This is a genomic window from Amycolatopsis sp. NPDC054798 (assembly GCF_053611505.1).
The window spans coordinates 80,264-99,030 of record NZ_JBSHAM010000013.1 but is presented as its reverse complement, the minus strand read 5'-3'; the positions used below and the strand labels follow the sequence as shown (position 1 = coordinate 99,030).

Genomic DNA, 18,767 nt, shown 5'->3' with positions numbered 1-18,767 from the left:
TAGACTGGCCGGGTGACGACGATCGATCCGACCCGGACCGGGCTAGACCAGCTGCTCAAGCTCGAACCGCTCGAGCTGAACCTGTTCCGCGGCTGGTGCCACCAGGGTTCGCCGCAGCGGGCGTTCGGCGGTCAGGTCGCGGCGCAGGCGCTCACCGCGGCGGGCGCGACCGTGCCCTCGGCACGGCACGTGCATTCGCTGCACGGCTATTTCATCCGCGGCGGCCGCACCGACATGCCGATCATCTACGAGGTCGAACGCACTCGCGACGGCGGTTCGTTCACCACGCGCCGGGTCGTCGCGATCCAGAACGGCGAGAGCATTTTCAGCCTGTCCGCGTCGTTCCAGACCGAGGCGGACAGCAGTGCGCACCAGGCACGGATGCCGGACGTCCCCGCGCCGGACGAAGCGGGCGTCGTCGAGCAGGACCGCTCGCCGATCGTCCTGTCCGCCATCGAAGTCCGCTTCGTCAGCAACCCGGAAACCGGCCTGCCCGACACCGGCCGCGGCCCGCGTCAGCGGATCTGGGTGCGAGCGAAGGACGCGCTGCCGGACGCTCCGCTGGCGCACGTCTGCGCGCTCACCTACATCTCCGACATCCGCCTGGCGGGCACTGCCCTGCTGCCCCACCGGGACGACCCGGGCGAACCGCAGCTGACGTCGCTGGACCACGCGGTGTGGTTCCACCGCCCGTTCCGCGCGGACGAATGGCTGCTGTTCGACATGGAAAGCCCAAGCTACGCAAGCACCCGAGGCCTGACCCACGGCGAGTTCTTCACCACCGACGGGCGGCTTGTTGCTTCCGTGACCCAAGAAGTACTGCTGCGCAGGCGCTGACTCCGTCCGATGTAGACAGTCAGCCGCAGACAGTCAGCCGAGCCGGACCCGCACCGGCCCGGCCGGCTCCGCCGCGGTCTCGGCGACGGGCGCGCGCAGGATCTTCGACAACTGCCACGCCTCGAGCCCGGCGAGCACAGTGTTGGCGACCACGAGCACCAAGTACAGCCCGGCCTGCACCGAAAGCCGGAACGGATGCTCGTCGGAAGCCCCGGCCAGCAACGAAATATGGCAGGCGACCACGACCGCCATCGAAGCCGCGGACAACCCGCCGAGCACGATGAGCAACGCCCGCAGCACCCGGGTTCGCCGCCAATTCAGGTATCCGGTCTGGACCAGATCCGGAGTGCTGACCATGACCAGCCCGCAGCCGTACCCGGAGAATCCGCCGACCACGCCGCTGCCCGCGACCAGCGCGGTCGTCAGGTGATACGAAACCGGAACCCGGTAGGCGGCGAGGATCGCCGCCACGCAGACCAGCAGCCCCAACGGCAGGTGCGGCCAGCCGTACCAGGGAAGCCGCCGCTCCATCCGGAGAATCGTCGGCAGATCGACGTCGCGGTACGCCTCGGGGTCGCGCAAAGCCATTCGCACCGTTCCTCTCGTCCCGGATACTCCCGGTGTGTGCGCGGTGACCGGCGAAGCCTAGGACAGGCCACCCGGCCGTGCAAAATCCACGTGGCCCGCCGCCAGGAGCGACCAGCCCGCCTGGCACCTGCTTTTCGCGCCCGGCCTCCGGATTCGCCCGCCGCCCCCGCAGGACGCGTGACCCACACCACCCGTCGCCCCGCTCGCGTCCTCCCGACCAGCAGGAACTATCGCCGAACCGGCATTCACTTCTTGCGCTTCCTCCGGGGTTGCCCCGGGATGTCCGGTAGAGCGATTTTCTGTCGGTGGTGCCAGTTAGGCTGCAGGCATGAACACCGACGAACCAACCGTCGCCGCCGAAGATCTCGCCCAAGGCCAGTGGTTCTGGCACGAACCCGCTCCCGGCCTGCGTTCCTGGCCGCTGCAGGTGGCCACGGCCGAGATCCTGGAAGACGCTGTCCGCATCATTACTACTGACGAGGTCCGCGAACTGGTCTCGTACGCGCGCGACCGCCGGGTCCGCCTGGCCGTCGCCTCCTGAGCTACCACACCAACAGCACCAACAGCACTGCCACTGGGGAAATCTGGGGGACTGGGTCGACCGCATCCGCGAGCGGCCCGTCCAATATGGACACCACATCCGGCGCTGCGGCCTTCGGCTGGCACCGGCACTGAACTTCCGTGACTTTCCAGCGCCGCTCGGGCACTCTGCGCTCACCACGTCGCACTCGTCCAACGGCACGCTGCGCTCACCGCGCCACACCCGCCCGACGGCGCTCAGCGCTCACCACGCCGCACCTGCCCAATGGCGCTCTGCATTCACCATGCCGCTCCCGTCCAGCGGCACTCTGCGCTCACCGAGCCACTCCCGTCCAACGGCACGCTGCGCTCACCACGCGGCACCCGCCCAACGGCACTCAGCTCTCACCGCCGCGCCTGCCCGACGACGGTCGCCACACGATGCGAGCCGAACCGCACTCGCGCCGCAATTTTCCGCCGGGCGCAATCGTTGTGCCCAATTCACGTGTCTGCGGCAGCACGTCCACCGCGATAGCCGCACCGTCCCCGCATCGGGTCAGCGCGATCGCGCAGCCACAGCGCCTCTTCGCTTCATCACGCGCGTCGCACTGCGATCGCTGTCTCCACATTGCACCGTGCTCACTGCGGCGCGGCTCTTTCACTCCGGGTTTGCCAGTCCACACTGACACCCACGGCACCGCATCGTGCGGCGCACACACCGCTCGTCACGCCGCGCTCGCCGCAGCACGCAATCCCCGCCAAGCCACAACGCGCGATCGCGCAGCCAGCCCCCCACCTCACCTCACGAGGGAGGCACCCGCTGGGGCAATTCAACCGCCCAGCACACCGCAGCGCGCCCATCGCACCTCGATAACAACACTGTAATTGCCGCCGGTCGCGAACGGCATTGCAATTGCCGCCAGACGTGCAAAACCCGTTGCCCTGCAAGCAGACTTCATCCGCGCCGACCTCCGATTATGCAGCAAAGCCAAGCGCCGACAGATCCACCGCCCCCGCCCAAGCCAGCCAGCTCAGCGGGAAAGAACCCCCCGCAGCAACACGTCCAGCAGGTGCCGGGCACGGGAATCCCACTCGTCCTCCTCCAGCCGGGTCAGGTAACCCGACAAGATGAAGAAGTCGCGCGCGTCGATGTCGTCGCGGATGGTTCCTTCGACCTTTCCGGCGTCGAGCAGGAGGGTGATGGCGTCGCCGAGCGGGCCGTGGCTTTCCTCGGACAGGCCTTTCCACACGGCGGTTTCCAGCGCCGCGAAAACGCCGCGCTTGACTCTCGCGTATTCCGCGATCCGGCCGAACCACCGGGACAAAGCCTCGACCGGTCCGTGTTCGGCCAGCAGTTCCGGGGCCAGCGCGACCAACTCCTCCACCTCCTGCCGGTACACCTCGGCAAGCAGGTCCTCGCGCGTGGGGAAGTGCCGGTAGAGCGTTCCCTGCCCGACGCCCGCCGACTTGGCTACCGCGTTCAGCCGCAGCTCCCCTGAACCGGCGATCGCCTCGCGGGCGATCTCGACGATCCGCTCGCGGTTCTCCCGGGCGTCGGCCCGCTGAGCCGCGTTCATCGCCGAGGCCCGGTACCAGTGGAAACGCACATACCGCAACGTTATCGCGGACGGGGCGAGAGCTGCCCGGCCACGGCGGCGTCCGCACCGGAGATCCCAAGCAGACGGTCCGGCAAGCGCGACCAGGCTGTCGAGCGCGGGCACCAGGCCGGGCCCCGCCAAGCAACCCGCCATTGATAACCGCCGCCGTCCGGTTGAAACACACCGCGCATAACTCGCCGATTCGATTGACAACCCTTCCGGACCGGGCAGAGGCTGGGTCCTGCCTGGAGCGGTCCGGTTACCCTGTCAGCTAGCCGAAAACCGCACCGAAAGGCCAACCCCGGCACTGAAGCGCCACCCGGCACTACTTCCCTGGTGAGGAAAACGATGTCTCTCGAGCACGCCGCAACGTCCGAATCCGGCTCCGCAGCCAACCAGGACCGGCGGATCGCCGCGCTGGAGGAGACCGTCGCGGGGCTGGTTCGGCGGGTCGGGGTGCTCGAGGCCGAGGCGGAGATCCGCCGGGTGCAGGCGCGGTACATGTTCCTCTGCGACACGCCCTGCCCGGAGTTCGGCATCGCGGACGACGACGAGCGGATCGACCTCATCATGGCGCTCTACACCGAGGACGCCGTCTGGGAGGGCGTCGGCGAGTACTACGACGGGCAGTTCGGGCGGGCTGAGGGCTCCGACGCCATCCGGGCGCATTTTCAGCGGTTCTGGGGCGAGAAAAAGGATCCCGAGCTTCTGCTGAACGCGCATTACCTCACCTCCGAGCAGATTCACGTCGACGGCGACGAGGCCACCGGGCAGTGGATCCACATGCAACCGTGGCTGTTCTCCGACGGGAAGGCGCTCCTGCGGTCCAGCCGGTTGAACAACGCGTTCCGCCGCGTAGGCGACACCTGGCGGATCACCCGTACTCGCACCGAAAACGTCTTCATCGCCCCGCTGCCGGAAGGCTGGGCCAGCGACTATCCCTCGGCCTCGGTGCTGATGAAGCCATGAGCGACGACCCGGTCGTGCACGTGGTGGACGACGACGAGGACCTCCGGCAGTCACTGGTGTTCCTGCTGGAGAGCGTCGGCGTGCAGGCGCTGACGTACCCGGACGCCCAGACTTTCCTCGACGAGTTCGATCCGGCCGAGCCCTCGGTCGTGATCGTCGATGTGCGGATGCCGGCGATCAGCGGCTTTCAGCTGCAGGAAAAGCTCGCGGAAATCGACTGTCCGGCACCGCTGATCTTCTGTTCCGCGCACGGCGACATTCCGATGTCAGTTCGCGCGCTCACCGCGGGAGCAGTCGATTTCCTGGAGAAGCCTTACCAGGCCCAGCGCATGGTCGAGGTAGTACAGACTCAGCTCATCGAAGCCCGCCGCCGGTTCGCCGAGCATGCGGAGCGGCAGGCGGTCCGGGCGCGGCTCGACACGCTGACCCAGCGCGAGCGGGAGGTGCTGAGGCTGGTGGTCGACGGGATGCCCAGCCAGGCGATCGCGCACCGGCTGGGCACCAGCGTCAAGACCGTGGACGTGCATCGGGCGCGGATCAAGGCGAAGACGTCGGCGGACAGCCTCGGGACGCTGGTCCGCGACATCCTCACCCATCGCGTCACCATCTAAAGCGTCGTCTCCGCCCAGCGAGCCGTGCCCAGCAGCGCGGATTCCCCAGAGGCACTGCCGATCAGCTGCAATCCCAGCGGCAACCCGGCCTCGTCGCGCAGACCTGGCACGGCGACTACCGGCAGGCCCAGCGCCTGCCACGGGCGGCTGAACACCGGGTCGCCGGTCGCGGCCAGGCCAGCAGGGGCCGAACCGAGCGCGGCAGGGGCGAGCACGGCGTCGTAGCCGGTCACGATCTCGGCCAGACGGGAGCCACCGGAAGCGACGACGGCCAGCGCGGCTTCGTATTCCGCGCGCGGCATCTCCGCGCCGGTACGCAGCAGTTGCGCCAGCGGGGCGCTGAGGCGGTCCGCGGAAGCAAGCTCAACGGAACGTTCCCGCGCCGCCTCGTAGGCCATCACCACGGGGTGCGCGGCGGTCAAAGCGGGGACCAGAGCCGGGTCCGGGAATTCGTCGACCACAGCGCCCGCGGCTCGCAGCCGGGAAACCGCAGTACTGAGCGCGGTCTGCATAGCTGGGCTGGCGTCGGCTGACGACCACACCAGCAGTCGCGGTGCCGAAGAAACAGCGACCTCCGGCTCGCCCGACAGCGCTGACCAGGCCAGAGCCAGATCCGAAACCGTTGCGGTGAACATGCCGTGGCTGTCCAGGCTCGGGCTCAGGCCGGTGACGCCGTCGACCGGGAACCGGCCCCGGCTCATGACCAGCGAGGCGACTCCGCAGAACGCGGCTGGCCGGGTGACCGAGCCAGCGGTTTGCGAACCCAGCGCCAGCGGAACGTGTCCGGCGGCGACCGCAGCGGCGGAACCGCTGGAGGAACCGCCGGGCGTATGACCGGGCGCGGCGGGGTTGTCCGTCGGTCCAGGCGAGAAGAAAGCGAATTCCGTGGTGACCGTCTTGCCGATCGGCACCGCGCCCGCGCGACGCCATTCGCGGACGATGGGAGCGTCCACAGTGGCCGGTGGGGCATCCGCGCGCAGGACAGAGCCGCAGCGGGTCGGAAGTCCGGCCAGGTCGATGATGTCCTTGACTCCCAACGGAACTCCGCCCAACGGACCCGTCGAGACCGGCACGTAAGCCGACGAAACCCAGGCGTCGAAAGAAGCCGCGGCGATCCGCGAGCGGGCCTCCGCAAGAGCCGCTTCCGGAGTCGTCCGGCCAGCAGACAGATCGGCGACCAGGGCGCGCAGCGACCACCGGCCGGTCACGGCTGGGTCCAGGCGGCGTCGGCGGTCCAGTAGTCCATGCCGCTCGCGCTGACCGCGTGCCGCCACTCGGACGTCCGGCGCAGCAGCGGCTCGACGCGGGCGGTGGCCTCGTCGGCGGCGTCCGGGCCGTCGGCCGGGACCTGCCAGTGCACCCAGTCCAGTTCGCGGCCGTGCTCGTCGTGCACGAACAGGTCGACGTGCCGCCAGCCGTAGCCGTGCGTGTCGTTGTAGCAGGTCAGGGTCATCCGGTCCACGGGTTCTCCTCGATCAGGCGCTCAGTGCGGCAAGCCGGTGGAAGCGGCGCTGGAAGTACACCAAAGCTCCGCTGTCCGGCGCGGTCAGCACCTTCTCGATCTCCACGAACAGCACCGAATGCGACCCGTGCTCCTGTTCGGCGACGATCCGGCCGACCAGCGAGGCGGCCGCGCCGCGCAGCACCGGGGCGTCCTCGCTGTCGAGGTCCCAGCAGTCCTGGTCGAAACGTTCGGAGGTCGGCACCTTCGTCGCTCCGGCGAAGTGCATGGCCAGGTCCTCCTGGCCGGGGCCGAGCACGTTGACGCAGACCTGGCCGTTGCCGACCAGGATCGCGTGCGACCGGCTCGACCGGTTGACGCACACGAGCACGGTCGGCGGGCTGTCGGTGACCGAGCAGGCGGCGCTCACCGTCATCCCGGCGAGGCCGTGCGGGCCTGCGGTGGTCACGACGTTGACGGCCGCGGAGAGGTTGGCCATCGCGGTGCGGAATTCGCGCTGGGTCCGGGTCAGCTCGGACACGGTGCCTCCTGGGACTGCCGGGTGGGACTTCCGGGACTGTCTCGACCGTACAAAGCCGCACCGGTCGCGGGATATCGAGAACTTCCCCGGCGTAGCTGAAGAATTCCTAACCCGGGCCGGTCGCGGGCAGTGCGAAGCCGAACCGCGAACCGCCGCCTGCCCGGTGTTCGGCCCAGATCGTCCCGTGCTGACGGGTGATGATGCGGTGGCTCAGTGCCAGTCCGATGCCGCTGCCGCGTTCCTTCGCGGTGAACGACTCGTCGAACGGATTGCGCGGGAAGCCGCGGCCCCGGTCGTCCACGGTGACCACGCCGGTGTCGCCGTCGCGGCGCGTGGTGAGCACCAGGGTGCGCCGCTGCTGCGGGCACTGCGCCATTTCCTCGATCGCGTTGAAACACAGGTTGAGCACGACCTGGCCGGTCAGCACGCGTTCGCAGTGCACCGGCACCGCTTCGGCAGAGCGCTCGAAGGTCACCTCGATCGCCGCCGGTTCGGCTCGCAACCGCACGAAGTACAGGCATTCCTCGACGATCTCGTTGAGGTCGGCGACCTGCTCGACGTGCTCCAAATGCCCGACGAACGCGCGCACGGACGACACGATCTGGCTCGCGCGCTCGATCTGCCGGACGGCACTGTCGATGCCGTACACGACCGGCGCGGCGTCGAGCGTCCGCGACCGGACACCGGCCAGGAAATTGCCCGCGGCGGCGAGCGGCTGGCTCAGTTCGTGCGCGATCGCCATCGCCATGTCGCCCATCGCGGTGTAGCGCGCGAGGTAGTTCTCCCGGTGCAGCTCACGCTCGCGCCGGACCTCGCCGCGGACCCGCTCGGACACGTCGTAGAGCAGCAGCAGAAACGCGTCTCCACCAGGCTCGCGAAGCCGTTCGACGCTGCCCTCCAGCCACACCCGGCCCTGGATTTCCAGCCGCACCTGCGTGGCTGGCACGGCGCGTTCGCGGACCTCGTCCCAAGTGGCCGGACGGTCGTCGAGGCGCAGGCCCGCGTAGTCGGTCAGGCGGCCGAGCGGTTCGTCCGGCGTCGCACCGAACAGCGCGACCGCGGAGTCCGTGGCGAACCGCAGCTCGCCCGAGCCGTCGAGCATCAACGCGACCGCCGACGTCTGCCGGGCCAGCGCGTCCACCCAGGACGTGGTCAACCGCAGCTCACGCTCGATTTCCTGCTCGCGTTCGATGTCGCGGAACTGCACCATCACCGCCGGGCCCTGTGCCAGCTCGACCCGGGTCGCCACCGCGTCCGTCGGAATCACCCGGCCGGACTTCGTGCGGTAATGCCATTCGATCCGGCTGACGCCCTTGTCGACCGCCTCCTGCAGCCACGCCCGTCCGATCACCCGGTCGTACTGCTGCGCTGAGCTGCTCATGTGGTTCGCCTTCAACGGCCGCAGCTCCGTGACACTCCATTCGAGCATCTCGCAGGCAGCCGGGTTGGCCCACAGGATGTTCTTCGTCGCGCCGTCGTGCACGAGCACGCACGTACGGCTGGCGTTGAGCATCGCGACGAAATCGTGCGTCGTCAGCTCTGGCGCGCGCGGGTCCGCTTCCATCGGCTCAGCGTAAAGCCCCTGGCTGGCGGCCCGCACTGAAGAAATCCCCTACGCCCGCTCAGGCACTACCAATTCCCGCGCGCCGCTGGGGTTCGTAACGTCGGAGCGACCGCACCGGCATTCTGAGGAGCAGCGATGAGCGAAGTCACCATGGAGGAGGTGCTCGCCGAGCTCGCCAAGCGCAAGGACGAGTTCCAGCAGCAGCGCTACGTGTCGCGCGACTTCATCGACCGGCTCAAGCAGGTCGGCGTCTACCGGGCCAGCACGCCGGCGAAATTCGGCGGCAACCCGCTTCCGCCAGCCGAATTCCTCCGCCTGATCGAGCGTATTTCCACAGTGGACGGTTCGACCGGCTGGGTCGCCAGCTTCGGCTCGTCGCTGATCTACCTCGCCGCGCTCCCCCTGGACACCCAGGCCGAGCTGTACAAAGACGGTCCGGACGTCGCCTTCGCCGGCGGCCTGTTCCCGGTCCAGCCCGCCCCGGCGACCGAAACCGGCTTCCGGGTGAACGGCCGGTGGAAGTTCGCCAGCGGCTGCATGGGCGCGGACATCCTCGGCGTCGGCATCCCCGGCGACGAATCGACCGGCGGCAAACCGCGCACCGCGCTGCTGCGCCCCGAGCAGGTCGAGATCGTCCAGGACTGGGACGTCGTCGGCATGCGCGGCACGGGTTCGTTCGACCTGGTCGTGCGCGACGTCGAGGTCCCGCGCGAATGGACGTTCATCCGCGGCGGCGCTCCCACCGTGGACGAGCCGCTCTACCGCTACCCCACGATCGCTTACGCCGCACAGGTTCTCGCCATCGTCGGCGCGGGCGTCGCGCGCGCCGCGCTCGACCACGCCCGCGAGGTCGGCGCTGGCTACACCGGCGTCACCGGTGCGCCGAAACTCGCCGATCGTGGCTACTACCGCACCGGGTACGCCGACGCGGAGGCCGCGCTGCGGTCCGCGCGCGCCTGGTTCTACGAGGTCAGCCACGAGGTCTGGGAGACCGTCGTTTCCGGCGACGAGGCCACCGACGAGCAGAACGCCCAGCTGCGGCTTTCGGCCGCGCACCTGGCCAAGACGTCGTCCGAGGTCGTCTCGAAGCTCGTCGAGATTTCCGGCACCGCGCCGATCTACTCGACGCATCCGCTGCGTGGACTTCAGGGCGACGCACTGGTACCCAAGCAGCATGCGTTCCTGGGCCCGGCCATCCACGACGCCGCCGGCGCGGTTCTCATGGGACAGCCGCCGACCAGCCCCGGATTCCGCTGACCAGCCACCACCACGACGAGGAGTCTCCGACTGTGAGCACGCAGCCCCTGCGGGTGCTTTTCTGCATCGGCATCAACCAGAACTTCTTCGACCTTCCCGCCGACGGCATCACCATCGGCGACGTCTGGCAGTCCTTCGTGTCCATGATGGACCGGCTGAAAACGTTGCCGGGCATCACTTTCATCGGTGACATCGACGATGACGCGCACATGGTCGGCCCGTCCGACGGCTGGCCGTGGACCTGTTACATCCTCGCCGACGCCGACAGCCAGGAAACCGTCAAAGCCGGCTGCAATCTGCTGCGCACGACGGAGGTCGGCAGCAATGGCGTCAAGCTGTGGCGCTTCGCCAAGATCGAAGCCCGGATCGGCCGTCCGCTGACCGTCCGCGAAGACGTCGAACTGCCCGACTGAACCGGAGACCTCATGACTGAGAACACCGTTGTTCCCGCTGATCTCGCCGAAAGCGACCGCGTAGCTGCCCGGCTTTACACCGACCCGGAAATCTTCGAACGCGAAATGACGCAGATTTTCGAGCGTTCGTGGGTGTGGGTCGCACACGTTAGCGAATTGGCCCAGCCGGGGAACTTCAAGTCCACCTACGTCGGCCGCCAGCCGGTGATCGTGACGCGGGACCGCAAGGGCACGCTGCACACGATGCTCAACCGCTGCCGGCACCGCGGCGCGAGCTTGTGCGAGAAGCCGAGCGGCAAGGCCAACGGCTTCACCTGCCCGTACCACGCCTGGAGCTACGGCCTCGACGGCAAGCTGCGCGGCATCCCTTACCCGGACGGCTACGAAGGCGTGCTGGAAAAGGGCGAACTGTCACTGAAGAAACTGCGCACCGAATCGTACGGCGGCATGGTTTTCGCGACCTTCGCCGAGGACGGCGAGTCCCTTGAGGACTTCCTCGGCGACGCGAAACTGTGGATCGACCGCTTCATGAAGCAGGGCGGCGGCTACCCGATCAAGGTGCTGGGCAAACACCAGTTCACATTCCGCGGAAACTGGAAGATCCAGCTGGAGAACACCACCGACGGCTACCACTTCCCGATCGTGCACCGGTCGTGGATGGCTTCGGTGGACGCGGAAACGGCCGACATGATGTCGTTCATGACCGATCCGTCGGCGATCACGCACTCGCTCGGCAACGGCCACAGCGTCATGCAGATGGTGCCGGAACACTCCGACTTGGATGTCGACGACGGCACCGAACCGCTGCAGGCCCGGTTCGACCACGTGGTGGCCGAACTGTCGAAGACGCTGGACGAGGCGCAGGTGCGCAAGGTCGTCCGGGCCATGCACGGCACCGGGTTCAACCTCAACCTGTTCCCGAACGTTTCGATGTCCGCGGCGTTTTTCCGCGTGCTGCGGCCGATTTCGGTCAACGAGACCTTGATCGAGCACGTCGCGATCGGCCCCGACGGCCCGCCGGAACTGGACGTGGTCAACCGCGAGCGAATGCGTATCCACGAACACTTCCAGGGCCCGTTCGGCTTCGGCACCCCGGACGACGCCGAGGGCTGGGACCGAGTGCAGCGCGGTGCGCACGGCGGCCCCGACCTGCCGATCCTGGTCAACCGCGGGCTGGCGCGGGAAAAGGCGAGCCCCGAAGGCTGGCCGACCTCGCACGTCACCGACGAAACCGGCATGCGCGCCGCGTACGCCCAGTGGAAGGAGATGATGGGCGATGACTGAAACCATCCCCACCACTGACACCCGGGTCGCGCGCGCCGTCGACCTCGTCAACCGCGAGGCGGAACTGCTGGACCGCACCGAATACCACCAGTGGGAAAAGCTGTTCACCGAGGACGGCATTTACGTCATCCCGATCGACCGGGAAACCGACGATTTCGCCGGCTCGCTGAACATGGTCTACGACGACGCGCGGATGCGGCAGATGCGTATCGCCCGGATGACCGAGGGCTACGCGCTCGCTGCCGTCGATTCCGCTCGCACAGTGCGCACGGTGTCTCGATTCGTGCCCGAATCCGTGTCCGATGAAGAAGTTGTCCTGCGCTCGGCACAGATCCTGGTCGCCTACAAGCGCGGCAACCACGACCTGTGGGCGGCGGATCTGGTGCACCGCATCCGCTTCTCGCCGGAAGGCCCCGAAGGCGACCGGATCGCGTTGAAGGTCGTCCGGCTGGTCAATAGCGACGAAGCCGTTCCCGCCGCGGGATTCCTGCTGTGAGCGCGCCAGCGGAACCGCACATCGCCGTCGTCACGGGCGGCGCGAGCGGCCTCGGGGAAGCGATCGTGCGGCAGTTGCACGCCGAGGGTTACCGCGTCGCGATCGCGGACGTCAACGGCGAAGCGGCCGAAAAGCTTGCCACGGAACTTCGCAGCTGCCGCGGCTACGCGGTCGATGTGCGGGATCGGGCGGCGCTCGCGCAGTTGAAGGACGACGTCGTCCGCGATTTCGGCAGCGTGCAGGTGCTGGTCAACAACGCGGCCCGCACGCAGGCGCGGTCGCTCATGGAGATCACGCCGGAAGACCTCGACGAGGTGCTCGCGGTCAACTTCACCGGCACGTTCACCGCCTGCCAGATCTTCGGCTCGTACTTCGCCGAGCAGGGCTACGGGCGGATCGTGAACATGGCGTCGCTGGCCGGCCAGAACGGCGGCACCGCGACCGGCGGGCACTACGCGTCGTCCAAGGGCGCGATCATGTCCGCGACGAAGGTGTTCGCGCGCGAACTCGCCTCGCGCGGGGTCACCGTGAACTCCGTGTCCCCTGGCCCGCTGGACAGCCCGATGGTGCGTTCGATCGTCGGCGAGGACAACCTCGAGGCCTTCACGAAGAACATCCCCGTCGGACAGCTCGGCGACCCGTCGTTCATCGCGCGGATGGTGTCGCTGCTCGCCTCGCCCGGCGCGGCTTCGGTCACCGGGGCCTGCTGGGACGCCAACGGCGGCCTTTACCTGCGCTGAACCGCTTGAAACGGAGAGCCGATGCCGAACACCGTGGTCCGCGTGGCCGAGGTCGTCGAGGAAGCGCCCGGGATCCGGGCGCTTCGCCTCGTGCGCGCCGACGGTCTGCCGTTCGACCCGCACCCCGCCGGTGCGCACATCGACGTCACCGGTCCGACCGGGATCCTGCGCCAGTATTCGCTGTGCGGGCGGCCGGACGACACTTCGTCGCTGCTCATCGCGGTCAAACGGGAACCGGATTCGCGCGGCGGTTCCGAGGCGCTGCACACCGTCGCGGAGAACGACAAGCTGGAGATCGGCGAGTCCCGGAACTTGCTTTCGCTGGCTCCGGACGCCGACCGGCACGTGCTCATCGCGGGTGGCATCGGCGTAACTCCGTTGCTGAGCCTGGCTTATCAGCTGCACGCGGACGGCGCGGAATTCGAACTGCACTACTTCGCGCGCAGCCGGGATTCAGCGGCTTTTGTTTCCCTGCTTGAAGAAAAGGCCGAGTTCCGCGATCGAGTGCTGCTGTATTTCGGCGTCCCTCGCGACGAACAGCCCGCCGTACTGGCGGAAGTGGCGACGGGGCTCAGTTCCTCCGGGCACGTCTACACCTGCGGTCCAGACGGGTTCATGGAGCAGGTCACCAGCACGTTCGCGCCGGTGGTCGGCGAAGCGCAGGTGCACGTCGAACATTTCACCGCGGCCGAGGTCGACACGAGCGGCGATCAGCCGTTCACCGTCGAACTCGACACCGGCGAGGTGTTCGAGATCCCGGCCGACCGGTCGATCCTTTCGGTGCTGACCGACAACGGGATCGAGGTGTTCAAATCCTGCGAGGAAGGCATCTGCGGTTCGTGCGTTTCCGGGGTGCTGGAAGGCACTCCGGAACACCGGGACCAGTGTCTTTCGGCCAGCGACAAGGCCGCGGGCGACCAGATGGCGCTGTGCGTGTCGCGCGCCCGCTCCGAAAAACTGGTGATCGAACTGTACTGACGCGCGGCCGGGATCTCGCGATTCCGGCCGTCGCGTCTATTAATTGATAGATTTTATTTATCAATCCGCCGCAAATCGGACTTTGCCTCCTTCGTCACGTTTTCCCTAAGCTGTGTCCACCGTTTCCCCACCACCGGACACCCCGCGCATTCCGCGCGAGACGACGAAAGGCCTGCTATGGCCAAGCGCGACGAAGCGCACTCTCCCGGCGTGCTGCGGCTCGGATTCGCCGCCGGCGTCGGCACCTCCCTGGAAATGTACGATTTCTCGATCTACGGCACCGCGGCGGCGCTCGTATTCGGATCGGTGTTCTTCAAAACCGGCAACGCCTGGTTCGGCACCTTCATGAGCCTCGCCACCTTCGCCATCGGTTTCGTGATGGCCCCGCTCGGCGCGGCGCTGTTCGGCTGGATCGGCGACCGTCGAGGCCGTCGCACCGCGCTGTACGCCGCGTTCCTGCTGATGGGTTTCGCGACGCTGGGCATGGGCGTTCTCCCGCCGTACGCGGTGATCGGCATCGCCGCCCCGCTGCTGCTGGTCGGACTGCGCCTGTTACACGGTGCCGCCCGCGGCGGGGAAAGCGCCGGCGCGGCGGTATTCGCTGTCGAGCACGCGCCGGAAAACCGGCGCGGCCTCTACGGTTCCTTCGTCGCACTCGGCTCGCCGATCGGTGTCGTGCTGGCGAACCTGGCGTTCGCGTTGGTCCTCCTGCTGCCCAACGACGACATCATGAGCTGGGGCTGGCGTCTTCCGTTCCTTGCCGGCGGTGTCGTGCTGGCGATCGGAATCTGGGTGCGCCGCGGCGTTTCGGAAAGCCCGGAATTCGAGAAAATGGCCGCCGCGAAAACGCGGGCGAAAAAGCCGCTCGCCGACGTCCTCCGCTCGAATTGGCGACGGCTGCTGCTGATCGCCGGTGCCAACCTCGGCCTCACCGCCTGCACTTTCGCACTGGTCACGTTCATGCTGTCCTACGCGACCGCCGCCGCCCCGGAGGGCCTCGGCCTCCCGCGCGCCCCGATCGTCACCATTTCGACGATCACCCTGCTGTGCCACGCCGCCGCGAACGTCGGCGCCGCCTGGCTGTCCGACCGGATCGGCCGCAAACCGGTGATGCTGACCGGCTCGATCCTGTCGATCATCGCCGCGCTCGTGATGTTCCCGATCGCGTCGGCGGGCACCATCAGCTCGGTGTTCCTCGCGCTGCTGCTGGGTTTCACCGCCACCGGAATCCTTTTTGGACCGATGTACACCTGGTTCGCCGAACTGTTCCCGCGAGAACAGCGCCAATCCGGCCTCGGCGTGGGCTACCACGTCGGCGCGGTGCTGGGCGGCGGCCTGTCGCCGATGATCGCCAACCGGATCGTCGCCGCGACCGGCGACGCCATCGCGGTCGGCTACTACCTGACCGCGCTGCTCGTGGTGAGCCTGGTCTGCCTGCTGCTCCTCCCGGAAACCGCCCCCGCCCGCCGAGCAGCGAAACCGGCTCCCGAACTGGTCAGCTGACCCCCGGCCTCGTGAGTGGCTATGCCGGTTAGAACCGGCGTAGCCACTCACGAGACATCTGCCCGCTTCGGCAAGACTGGGCACCATGTCTGATCTCGACGAAGTCCTGGACGCGGTCGGCCCGAGGCTGCGAGCCCTCCGCACCCGGCGCGGCATCACCCTGGCCGACCTCTCGACGGAGACCGGCATCTCGGAAAGCACCCTTTCCCGGCTGGAGAATGGCCAGCGCCGAGCGAACCTGGAACTGCTCCTGCCGCTGTCGCGCGCCTACGACGTCCCGATCGACGACCTGGTCGGCGCTCCCCGCGCCGGCGACCCGCGCGTCCACCTGCGCCCGATCCACCAGCACGGAATGACCTACGTGCCACTCACCCGGCGACCGGGCGGGGTGCACGCGTACAAAATGCTGATCCCCGGCCGTTCCGCCGAACCCGCGCTGAAAACGCACAGCGGTTACGAATGGCTGTACGTCCTCAACGGCCGCCTCCGCCTGATCGTGGGCGCGAAGGACCTGATCGTCCCGCCCGGCGAGGCAGCGGAATTCGACACGACGGAACCGCACTGGCTCGGCTCGGCCGACGGAGGCGCGGTCGAACTCCTGATCCTGTTCGGACTGCAGGGCGAGCGTGTGCACGTGGAGCCGCGACCGGACTGATTTCCGGACAAGACGTAACACTTACGGCGGTTGATGCGACCTGTTTGTGCACATTCGATCATGAAAGGCTCGCATGTCCGCACCTGACTATCCCCCGCCGCCGCCCGCGCCGTATCCCGCCCCGCCCGCCCCGCCGAAGAACGGACTGGGCACCGCCGGGTTCGTGCTCGGACTGGTCGGCCTGATTTTCGCGTTCATCCCGGTCATCGGAGTGATCGCGTGGCCGCTGGTGATCCTCGGGATCATCTTCTCCGCGCTCGGCTTCGCCCGCTCGCGTTCCGGGAAGGCCACGAACAAGGGCCTCTCGATCGCCGGCCTCGTGCTTTCGGTGCTCGGCCTGGTGGTGTGCATCGTCTGGCTCACGGCGTTCGCCAAGGCAGCCAACGAGATCAACGACGAGGCAAACCGCTCCGTGACGATCCACTACGAGGTCACCGGCACCGCGAAGGACGCCTCGATCAGCTACACCACGATCGGCGACGGCAGCACGTCGACCAACCAGGAACAGCCGAAGTCCCTGCCGTGGTCCAAGGACATGACCACGAAGGGCCTGTTCAAGGGCGGCACGCTCTCGGTGACCACCGGTGCCGAGGGCGGAGACGTGACCTGCAAGGTCGTCGTCGACGGCAAGGAAACCAAGACGTCGAAGGCGTCGGGCAACTTCGCGACGGCTTCCTGCAACGGCTTCTGAACGATCGACTGACGGGTGGGCCTGGCGTGATCGCCGGGCCCATTTGTCGTTCCGGATGCGGCATGCTCGCGTTATGGCTTACCTCAACGGAACGGCCACGCGGGTGGTGGACGACCAGTTCCCGGGCTGCCGCGTGGCGGAGACAGCAGACGACGGAACAGCGGCGATCGTCGTGCTCGAACACGAGGTCGCCGATCAAGCCGCCCGAAACACGTTTCGAGTACCAGCCGGCGCGGTCATCCAGGCGCGGACAGAACCATGATCGAAACTGAGCCGGCAAGGGGGGTCGAACCCCTGACCTTCGGTTTACAAGACCGATGCTCTACCAACTGAGCTATACCGGCACGCACCCGAACACGGGCGCGACAAAAGTATATCGGGCCGCTCCCGCCGCACCCGGACAACCCGCCCCAACCCCCAGGTCAACCCCGAAAAGCGGCGCGATCCGAGCCCATGCGGCACGATCTTCGGGAGGTGTGTCGGACACCACTGCAACAGCTGGGGCGGTGCGGCCGATGGTCCCCGGGAACGAACGAGGAGGTGGGGATCGATCATGAAGATCAACGAGCGTGCCGGCCAGGGGGCAGCGCGCAGACGGTGGCCGATTCTCGAGCCTCCGCACCCGCGGTCGAACCAGCGCCACCGCCCGAATCTGCTGCGCCGTCGCGCCTGGCACATTCTCGAGGCTCCGACGGCAGAACAGCCCGCGGTCGAGTCCGAGGAGGCGCTCGGTCCGAAGCCGCCGGACGACGCGACCGTCAACTTCGTTCTGGATCTCACTCTGCGGATCGGCGAAGTGCAGATGGCCAGCGGGGCCGGCGCGTCCGACGTCACCGCGACGATTCTCGCGCTCACCTCCGCGCTCGGGTTGCCGCACTGCGAGGTCGACGTCATCTTCACGTCGATCACCGTCACCTGTCACCGTGGGACCGACCTCGCGCCGGTCACCGCGTTGCGAGTGGTCCGTTCGCGCAGTCTCGACTACACCCGGCTGACCGAGACCGAGGCGCTCGTGCGCCAGATCGTCCGCGGCAACACCGGGGCGGAGGAAGCCGTCACCGAACTGGACCGGATCACCTCCGCGCCGCACCCGTACGCGCGCTGGACCGCGACCGCCGCCTGGGGCGGGCTGGCCGGGTTCATCACGCTGCTGCTCGGCGGGGGCCTCGACATCGCGCTCGTCGCGATGGTCATCTCCGCCGCGGTCGACCGGATCGGCAGGCTGCTCAACAAGGTCAACCTGCCGTTCTTCTTCCAGCAGGTGGTCGGCGGGCTGTTCGCGACGCTGTCGGCGATGGTGATAGTCAGCAGCAACATCCTCACTACCGACCGGCCGACGCTAGTGGTCGCCGCGGCGGTCACCGTGCTGTTGTCCGGGCTGTCCACGGTTTCGGCGGTGCAGGACGGGATCACCGGGTACTACGTCACCGCGTCCGGCCGCACGATGGAAACCGCGTTGATGAGTGCCGGGCTGATCGCGGGGGTCGTGCTCGCGCTGCGGCTCGCGGTGATGCTCGAACTGCCGCGCACCCCCTTGCCCGACGTCCCTGTCTCGACCGCGCAGCACCTGCCGATCATCGTCGTCGGCGGGGCCGGCGCGGCCGCCTGCTTCGCGCTCGCCTCGTACTCGAAGCTGCGCGCGATGCTCGTCGCCGCGGCGGCGGGGGCCATCGGCGCGCTCGTGTACGGCGCGTTGATCCTCGCGAAGCTCGACGCGGTGAGCGCTTCGGCGATCGCGGCGACGCTCGTCGGATTCTGCGGCGGCGTAATGGCCCGGCGGCTGAAAGTTACTCCGCTCGTGGTAGCCGTGTCCGGGATCACTCCGCTGCTCCCCGGCCTCTCCACCTATCGTGGTCTATACCAATTAGCGGTGTCGCCAGGCGGCAACATCTCCACCCTGATGACCGCGGTCGCCGTCGGGCTCGCCCTCGCGGCGGGCGTTGTACTGGGCGAATACCTCGCCCAGCCGGTCCGCACCGGGCTCGGCAGGCTCGAGCGCAAGCTCTCCGGGCCCCGCCTCGCCGGGCCGATGGAGCCGACCGAACGGCGTTTGGAGTAGCCAGTTGGTCACCGGCTGGTCAC

At 68.0% G+C, this 18,767-nt stretch carries 21 protein-coding genes and 1 tRNA gene; 15 read left to right on the top strand and 7 right to left on the bottom strand.

Features of this window, described 5'->3' with window-relative positions:
• Window positions 1-12: 12 nt before the first annotated feature.
• Window positions 13-837 carry an acyl-CoA thioesterase gene (locus tag ACWGIC_RS11530; protein WP_452075810.1) on the top strand — a complete coding sequence of 275 codons (825 nt, stop codon included), beginning with the start codon at window positions 13-15 and terminating at the stop codon, window positions 835-837.
• A gap of 33 nt (window positions 838-870) precedes the next feature.
• On the opposite strand, the gene ACWGIC_RS11525 is transcribed toward ACWGIC_RS11530, so the two are convergent.
• Window positions 871-1,425: a hypothetical protein gene (locus tag ACWGIC_RS11525; protein WP_452075809.1), complete on the bottom strand. Its 555-nt coding sequence runs from the start codon at window positions 1,423-1,425 to the stop codon at window positions 871-873.
• 328 nt (window positions 1,426-1,753) lie between these two features.
• On the opposite strand from ACWGIC_RS11525, the gene ACWGIC_RS11520 reads away from it, so the two are divergent.
• Window positions 1,754-1,966: a hypothetical protein gene (locus ACWGIC_RS11520; protein WP_037354589.1), complete on the top strand. Its 213-nt coding sequence runs from the start codon at window positions 1,754-1,756 to the stop codon at window positions 1,964-1,966.
• Between the two features lie 1,009 nt (window positions 1,967-2,975).
• On the opposite strand, the gene ACWGIC_RS11515 is transcribed toward ACWGIC_RS11520, so the two are convergent.
• Window positions 2,976-3,521: a TetR/AcrR family transcriptional regulator gene (locus tag ACWGIC_RS11515; protein ID WP_452075865.1), complete on the bottom strand. Its 546-nt coding sequence runs from the start codon at window positions 3,519-3,521 to the stop codon at window positions 2,976-2,978.
• A 369-nt stretch (window positions 3,522-3,890) separates the two neighbouring features.
• Here ACWGIC_RS11515 and ACWGIC_RS11510 point away from each other — a divergent pair, with 369 nt between their 5' ends.
• Window positions 3,891-4,511: a nuclear transport factor 2 family protein gene (locus ACWGIC_RS11510; protein WP_452075808.1), complete on the top strand. Its 621-nt coding sequence runs from the start codon at window positions 3,891-3,893 to the stop codon at window positions 4,509-4,511.
• Window positions 4,508-5,122, top strand: coding sequence for a response regulator transcription factor (locus ACWGIC_RS11505; protein WP_452075807.1), 615 nt, complete (start codon window positions 4,508-4,510; stop codon window positions 5,120-5,122). Before ACWGIC_RS11510 ends, ACWGIC_RS11505 begins: the two co-directional genes overlap by 4 nt.
• Here ACWGIC_RS11505 and ACWGIC_RS11500 read toward each other — a convergent pair.
• From ACWGIC_RS11500 to ACWGIC_RS11485, 4 genes are all read right to left on the bottom strand, one after another.
• The gene (locus ACWGIC_RS11500) at window positions 5,119-6,330 is read right to left on the bottom strand and encodes an amidase (RefSeq protein ID WP_452075806.1); all 1,212 of its coding nucleotides are present in this window, start codon (window positions 6,328-6,330) and stop codon (window positions 5,119-5,121) included. The genes ACWGIC_RS11505 and ACWGIC_RS11500 overlap by 4 nt on opposite strands.
• Window positions 6,327-6,575, bottom strand: a complete 249-nt coding sequence (locus tag ACWGIC_RS11495) for a hypothetical protein (RefSeq protein WP_050788511.1) — start codon at window positions 6,573-6,575, stop codon at window positions 6,327-6,329. The genes ACWGIC_RS11500 and ACWGIC_RS11495 overlap by 4 nt, the downstream gene beginning before the upstream one ends.
• A gap of 22 nt (window positions 6,576-6,597) precedes the next feature.
• Window positions 6,598-7,104 carry a flavin reductase gene (locus tag ACWGIC_RS11490; RefSeq protein ID WP_452075805.1) on the bottom strand — a complete coding sequence of 169 codons (507 nt, stop codon included), beginning with the start codon at window positions 7,102-7,104 and terminating at the stop codon, window positions 6,598-6,600.
• A 106-nt stretch (window positions 7,105-7,210) separates the two neighbouring features.
• Window positions 7,211-8,668 (bottom strand): ATP-binding protein, encoded by a 1,458-nt coding sequence (locus ACWGIC_RS11485; protein WP_452075804.1) that lies wholly within the window; start codon window positions 8,666-8,668, stop codon window positions 7,211-7,213.
• 135 nt (window positions 8,669-8,803) lie between these two features.
• On the opposite strand from ACWGIC_RS11485, the gene ACWGIC_RS11480 reads away from it, so the two are divergent.
• The 10 genes from ACWGIC_RS11480 (at window position 8,804) to ACWGIC_RS11435 (ending at window position 16,947) form a co-directional block, all read left to right on the top strand.
• On the top strand, window positions 8,804-9,925 hold the full coding sequence (locus ACWGIC_RS11480; protein ID WP_452075803.1) for an acyl-CoA dehydrogenase family protein: 1,122 nt from the start codon (window positions 8,804-8,806) through the stop codon (window positions 9,923-9,925).
• 32 nt (window positions 9,926-9,957) lie between these two features.
• Window positions 9,958-10,338, top strand: coding sequence for a hypothetical protein (locus ACWGIC_RS11475; RefSeq protein WP_452075802.1), 381 nt, complete (start codon window positions 9,958-9,960; stop codon window positions 10,336-10,338).
• 12 nt (window positions 10,339-10,350) lie between these two features.
• Entirely contained in the window at window positions 10,351-11,622 is a 1,272-nt protein-coding gene (locus tag ACWGIC_RS11470) for an aromatic ring-hydroxylating oxygenase subunit alpha (protein ID WP_452075801.1), read from the top strand.
• The gene (locus tag ACWGIC_RS11465) at window positions 11,615-12,118 is read left to right on the top strand and encodes an aromatic-ring-hydroxylating dioxygenase subunit beta (protein ID WP_452075800.1); all 504 of its coding nucleotides are present in this window, start codon (window positions 11,615-11,617) and stop codon (window positions 12,116-12,118) included. The genes ACWGIC_RS11470 and ACWGIC_RS11465 overlap by 8 nt, the downstream gene beginning before the upstream one ends.
• Window positions 12,115-12,858: an SDR family NAD(P)-dependent oxidoreductase gene (locus tag ACWGIC_RS11460; RefSeq protein WP_452075799.1), complete on the top strand. Its 744-nt coding sequence runs from the start codon at window positions 12,115-12,117 to the stop codon at window positions 12,856-12,858. Before ACWGIC_RS11465 ends, ACWGIC_RS11460 begins: the two co-directional genes overlap by 4 nt.
• A 21-nt stretch (window positions 12,859-12,879) precedes the next feature.
• Window positions 12,880-13,836: a PDR/VanB family oxidoreductase gene (locus ACWGIC_RS11455; RefSeq protein ID WP_452075798.1), complete on the top strand. Its 957-nt coding sequence runs from the start codon at window positions 12,880-12,882 to the stop codon at window positions 13,834-13,836.
• 177 nt (window positions 13,837-14,013) lie between these two features.
• The gene (locus tag ACWGIC_RS11450) at window positions 14,014-15,339 is read left to right on the top strand and encodes an MFS transporter (protein WP_452075797.1); all 1,326 of its coding nucleotides are present in this window, start codon (window positions 14,014-14,016) and stop codon (window positions 15,337-15,339) included.
• 85 nt (window positions 15,340-15,424) lie between these two features.
• Window positions 15,425-15,994: a helix-turn-helix domain-containing protein gene (locus ACWGIC_RS11445; RefSeq protein ID WP_452075796.1), complete on the top strand. Its 570-nt coding sequence runs from the start codon at window positions 15,425-15,427 to the stop codon at window positions 15,992-15,994.
• A gap of 73 nt (window positions 15,995-16,067) precedes the next feature.
• Entirely contained in the window at window positions 16,068-16,685 is a 618-nt protein-coding gene (locus tag ACWGIC_RS11440) for an MmpS family transport accessory protein (protein ID WP_452075795.1), read from the top strand.
• Window positions 16,686-16,758: 73 nt separating this feature from the next.
• On the top strand, window positions 16,759-16,947 hold the full coding sequence (locus ACWGIC_RS11435; protein WP_452075794.1) for a hypothetical protein: 189 nt from the start codon (window positions 16,759-16,761) through the stop codon (window positions 16,945-16,947).
• Window positions 16,948-16,956: 9 nt separating this feature from the next.
• Here ACWGIC_RS11435 and ACWGIC_RS11430 read toward each other — a convergent pair.
• Window positions 16,957-17,029: transfer RNA gene (locus ACWGIC_RS11430), tRNA-Thr, on the bottom strand.
• 209 nt (window positions 17,030-17,238) lie between these two features.
• On the opposite strand from ACWGIC_RS11430, the gene ACWGIC_RS11425 reads away from it, so the two are divergent.
• On the top strand, window positions 17,239-18,744 hold the full coding sequence (locus tag ACWGIC_RS11425) for a threonine/serine ThrE exporter family protein (RefSeq protein WP_452075793.1): 1,506 nt from the start codon (window positions 17,239-17,241) through the stop codon (window positions 18,742-18,744).
• The last annotated feature ends 23 nt before the right edge of the window (window positions 18,745-18,767 follow it).

Excerpts from the sequence above, each read along its gene's own strand:
- ACWGIC_RS11450 (WP_452075797.1), top strand. The coding sequence starts at position 14,014 with ATGGCCAAGCGCGACGAAGCGCACTCTCCCGGCGTGCTGCGGCTCGGA.
- ACWGIC_RS11470 (WP_452075801.1), top strand. The coding sequence starts at position 10,351 with ATGACTGAGAACACCGTTGTTCCCGCTGATCTCGCCGAAAGCGACCGC.
- ACWGIC_RS11525 (WP_452075809.1), bottom strand. The coding sequence starts at position 1,425 with ATGGCTTTGCGCGACCCCGAGGCGTACCGCGACGTCGATCTGCCGACG.
- ACWGIC_RS11505 (WP_452075807.1), top strand. The coding sequence starts at position 4,508 with ATGAGCGACGACCCGGTCGTGCACGTGGTGGACGACGACGAGGACCTC.
- ACWGIC_RS11515 (WP_452075865.1), bottom strand. The coding sequence starts at position 3,521 with ATGAACGCGGCTCAGCGGGCCGACGCCCGGGAGAACCGCGAGCGGATC.
- ACWGIC_RS11485 (WP_452075804.1), bottom strand. The coding sequence starts at position 8,668 with ATGGAAGCGGACCCGCGCGCGCCAGAGCTGACGACGCACGATTTCGTC.
- ACWGIC_RS11435 (WP_452075794.1), top strand. The coding sequence starts at position 16,759 with ATGGCTTACCTCAACGGAACGGCCACGCGGGTGGTGGACGACCAGTTC.
- ACWGIC_RS11445 (WP_452075796.1), top strand. The coding sequence starts at position 15,425 with ATGTCTGATCTCGACGAAGTCCTGGACGCGGTCGGCCCGAGGCTGCGA.
- ACWGIC_RS11425 (WP_452075793.1), top strand. The coding sequence starts at position 17,239 with ATGAAGATCAACGAGCGTGCCGGCCAGGGGGCAGCGCGCAGACGGTGG.
- ACWGIC_RS11465 (WP_452075800.1), top strand. The coding sequence starts at position 11,615 with ATGACTGAAACCATCCCCACCACTGACACCCGGGTCGCGCGCGCCGTC.
- ACWGIC_RS11455 (WP_452075798.1), top strand. The coding sequence starts at position 12,880 with ATGCCGAACACCGTGGTCCGCGTGGCCGAGGTCGTCGAGGAAGCGCCC.
- ACWGIC_RS11440 (WP_452075795.1), top strand. The coding sequence starts at position 16,068 with ATGTCCGCACCTGACTATCCCCCGCCGCCGCCCGCGCCGTATCCCGCC.
- ACWGIC_RS11520 (WP_037354589.1), top strand. The coding sequence starts at position 1,754 with ATGAACACCGACGAACCAACCGTCGCCGCCGAAGATCTCGCCCAAGGC.
- ACWGIC_RS11480 (WP_452075803.1), top strand. The coding sequence starts at position 8,804 with ATGAGCGAAGTCACCATGGAGGAGGTGCTCGCCGAGCTCGCCAAGCGC.
- ACWGIC_RS11495 (WP_050788511.1), bottom strand. The coding sequence starts at position 6,575 with ATGACCCTGACCTGCTACAACGACACGCACGGCTACGGCTGGCGGCAC.
- ACWGIC_RS11510 (WP_452075808.1), top strand. The coding sequence starts at position 3,891 with ATGTCTCTCGAGCACGCCGCAACGTCCGAATCCGGCTCCGCAGCCAAC.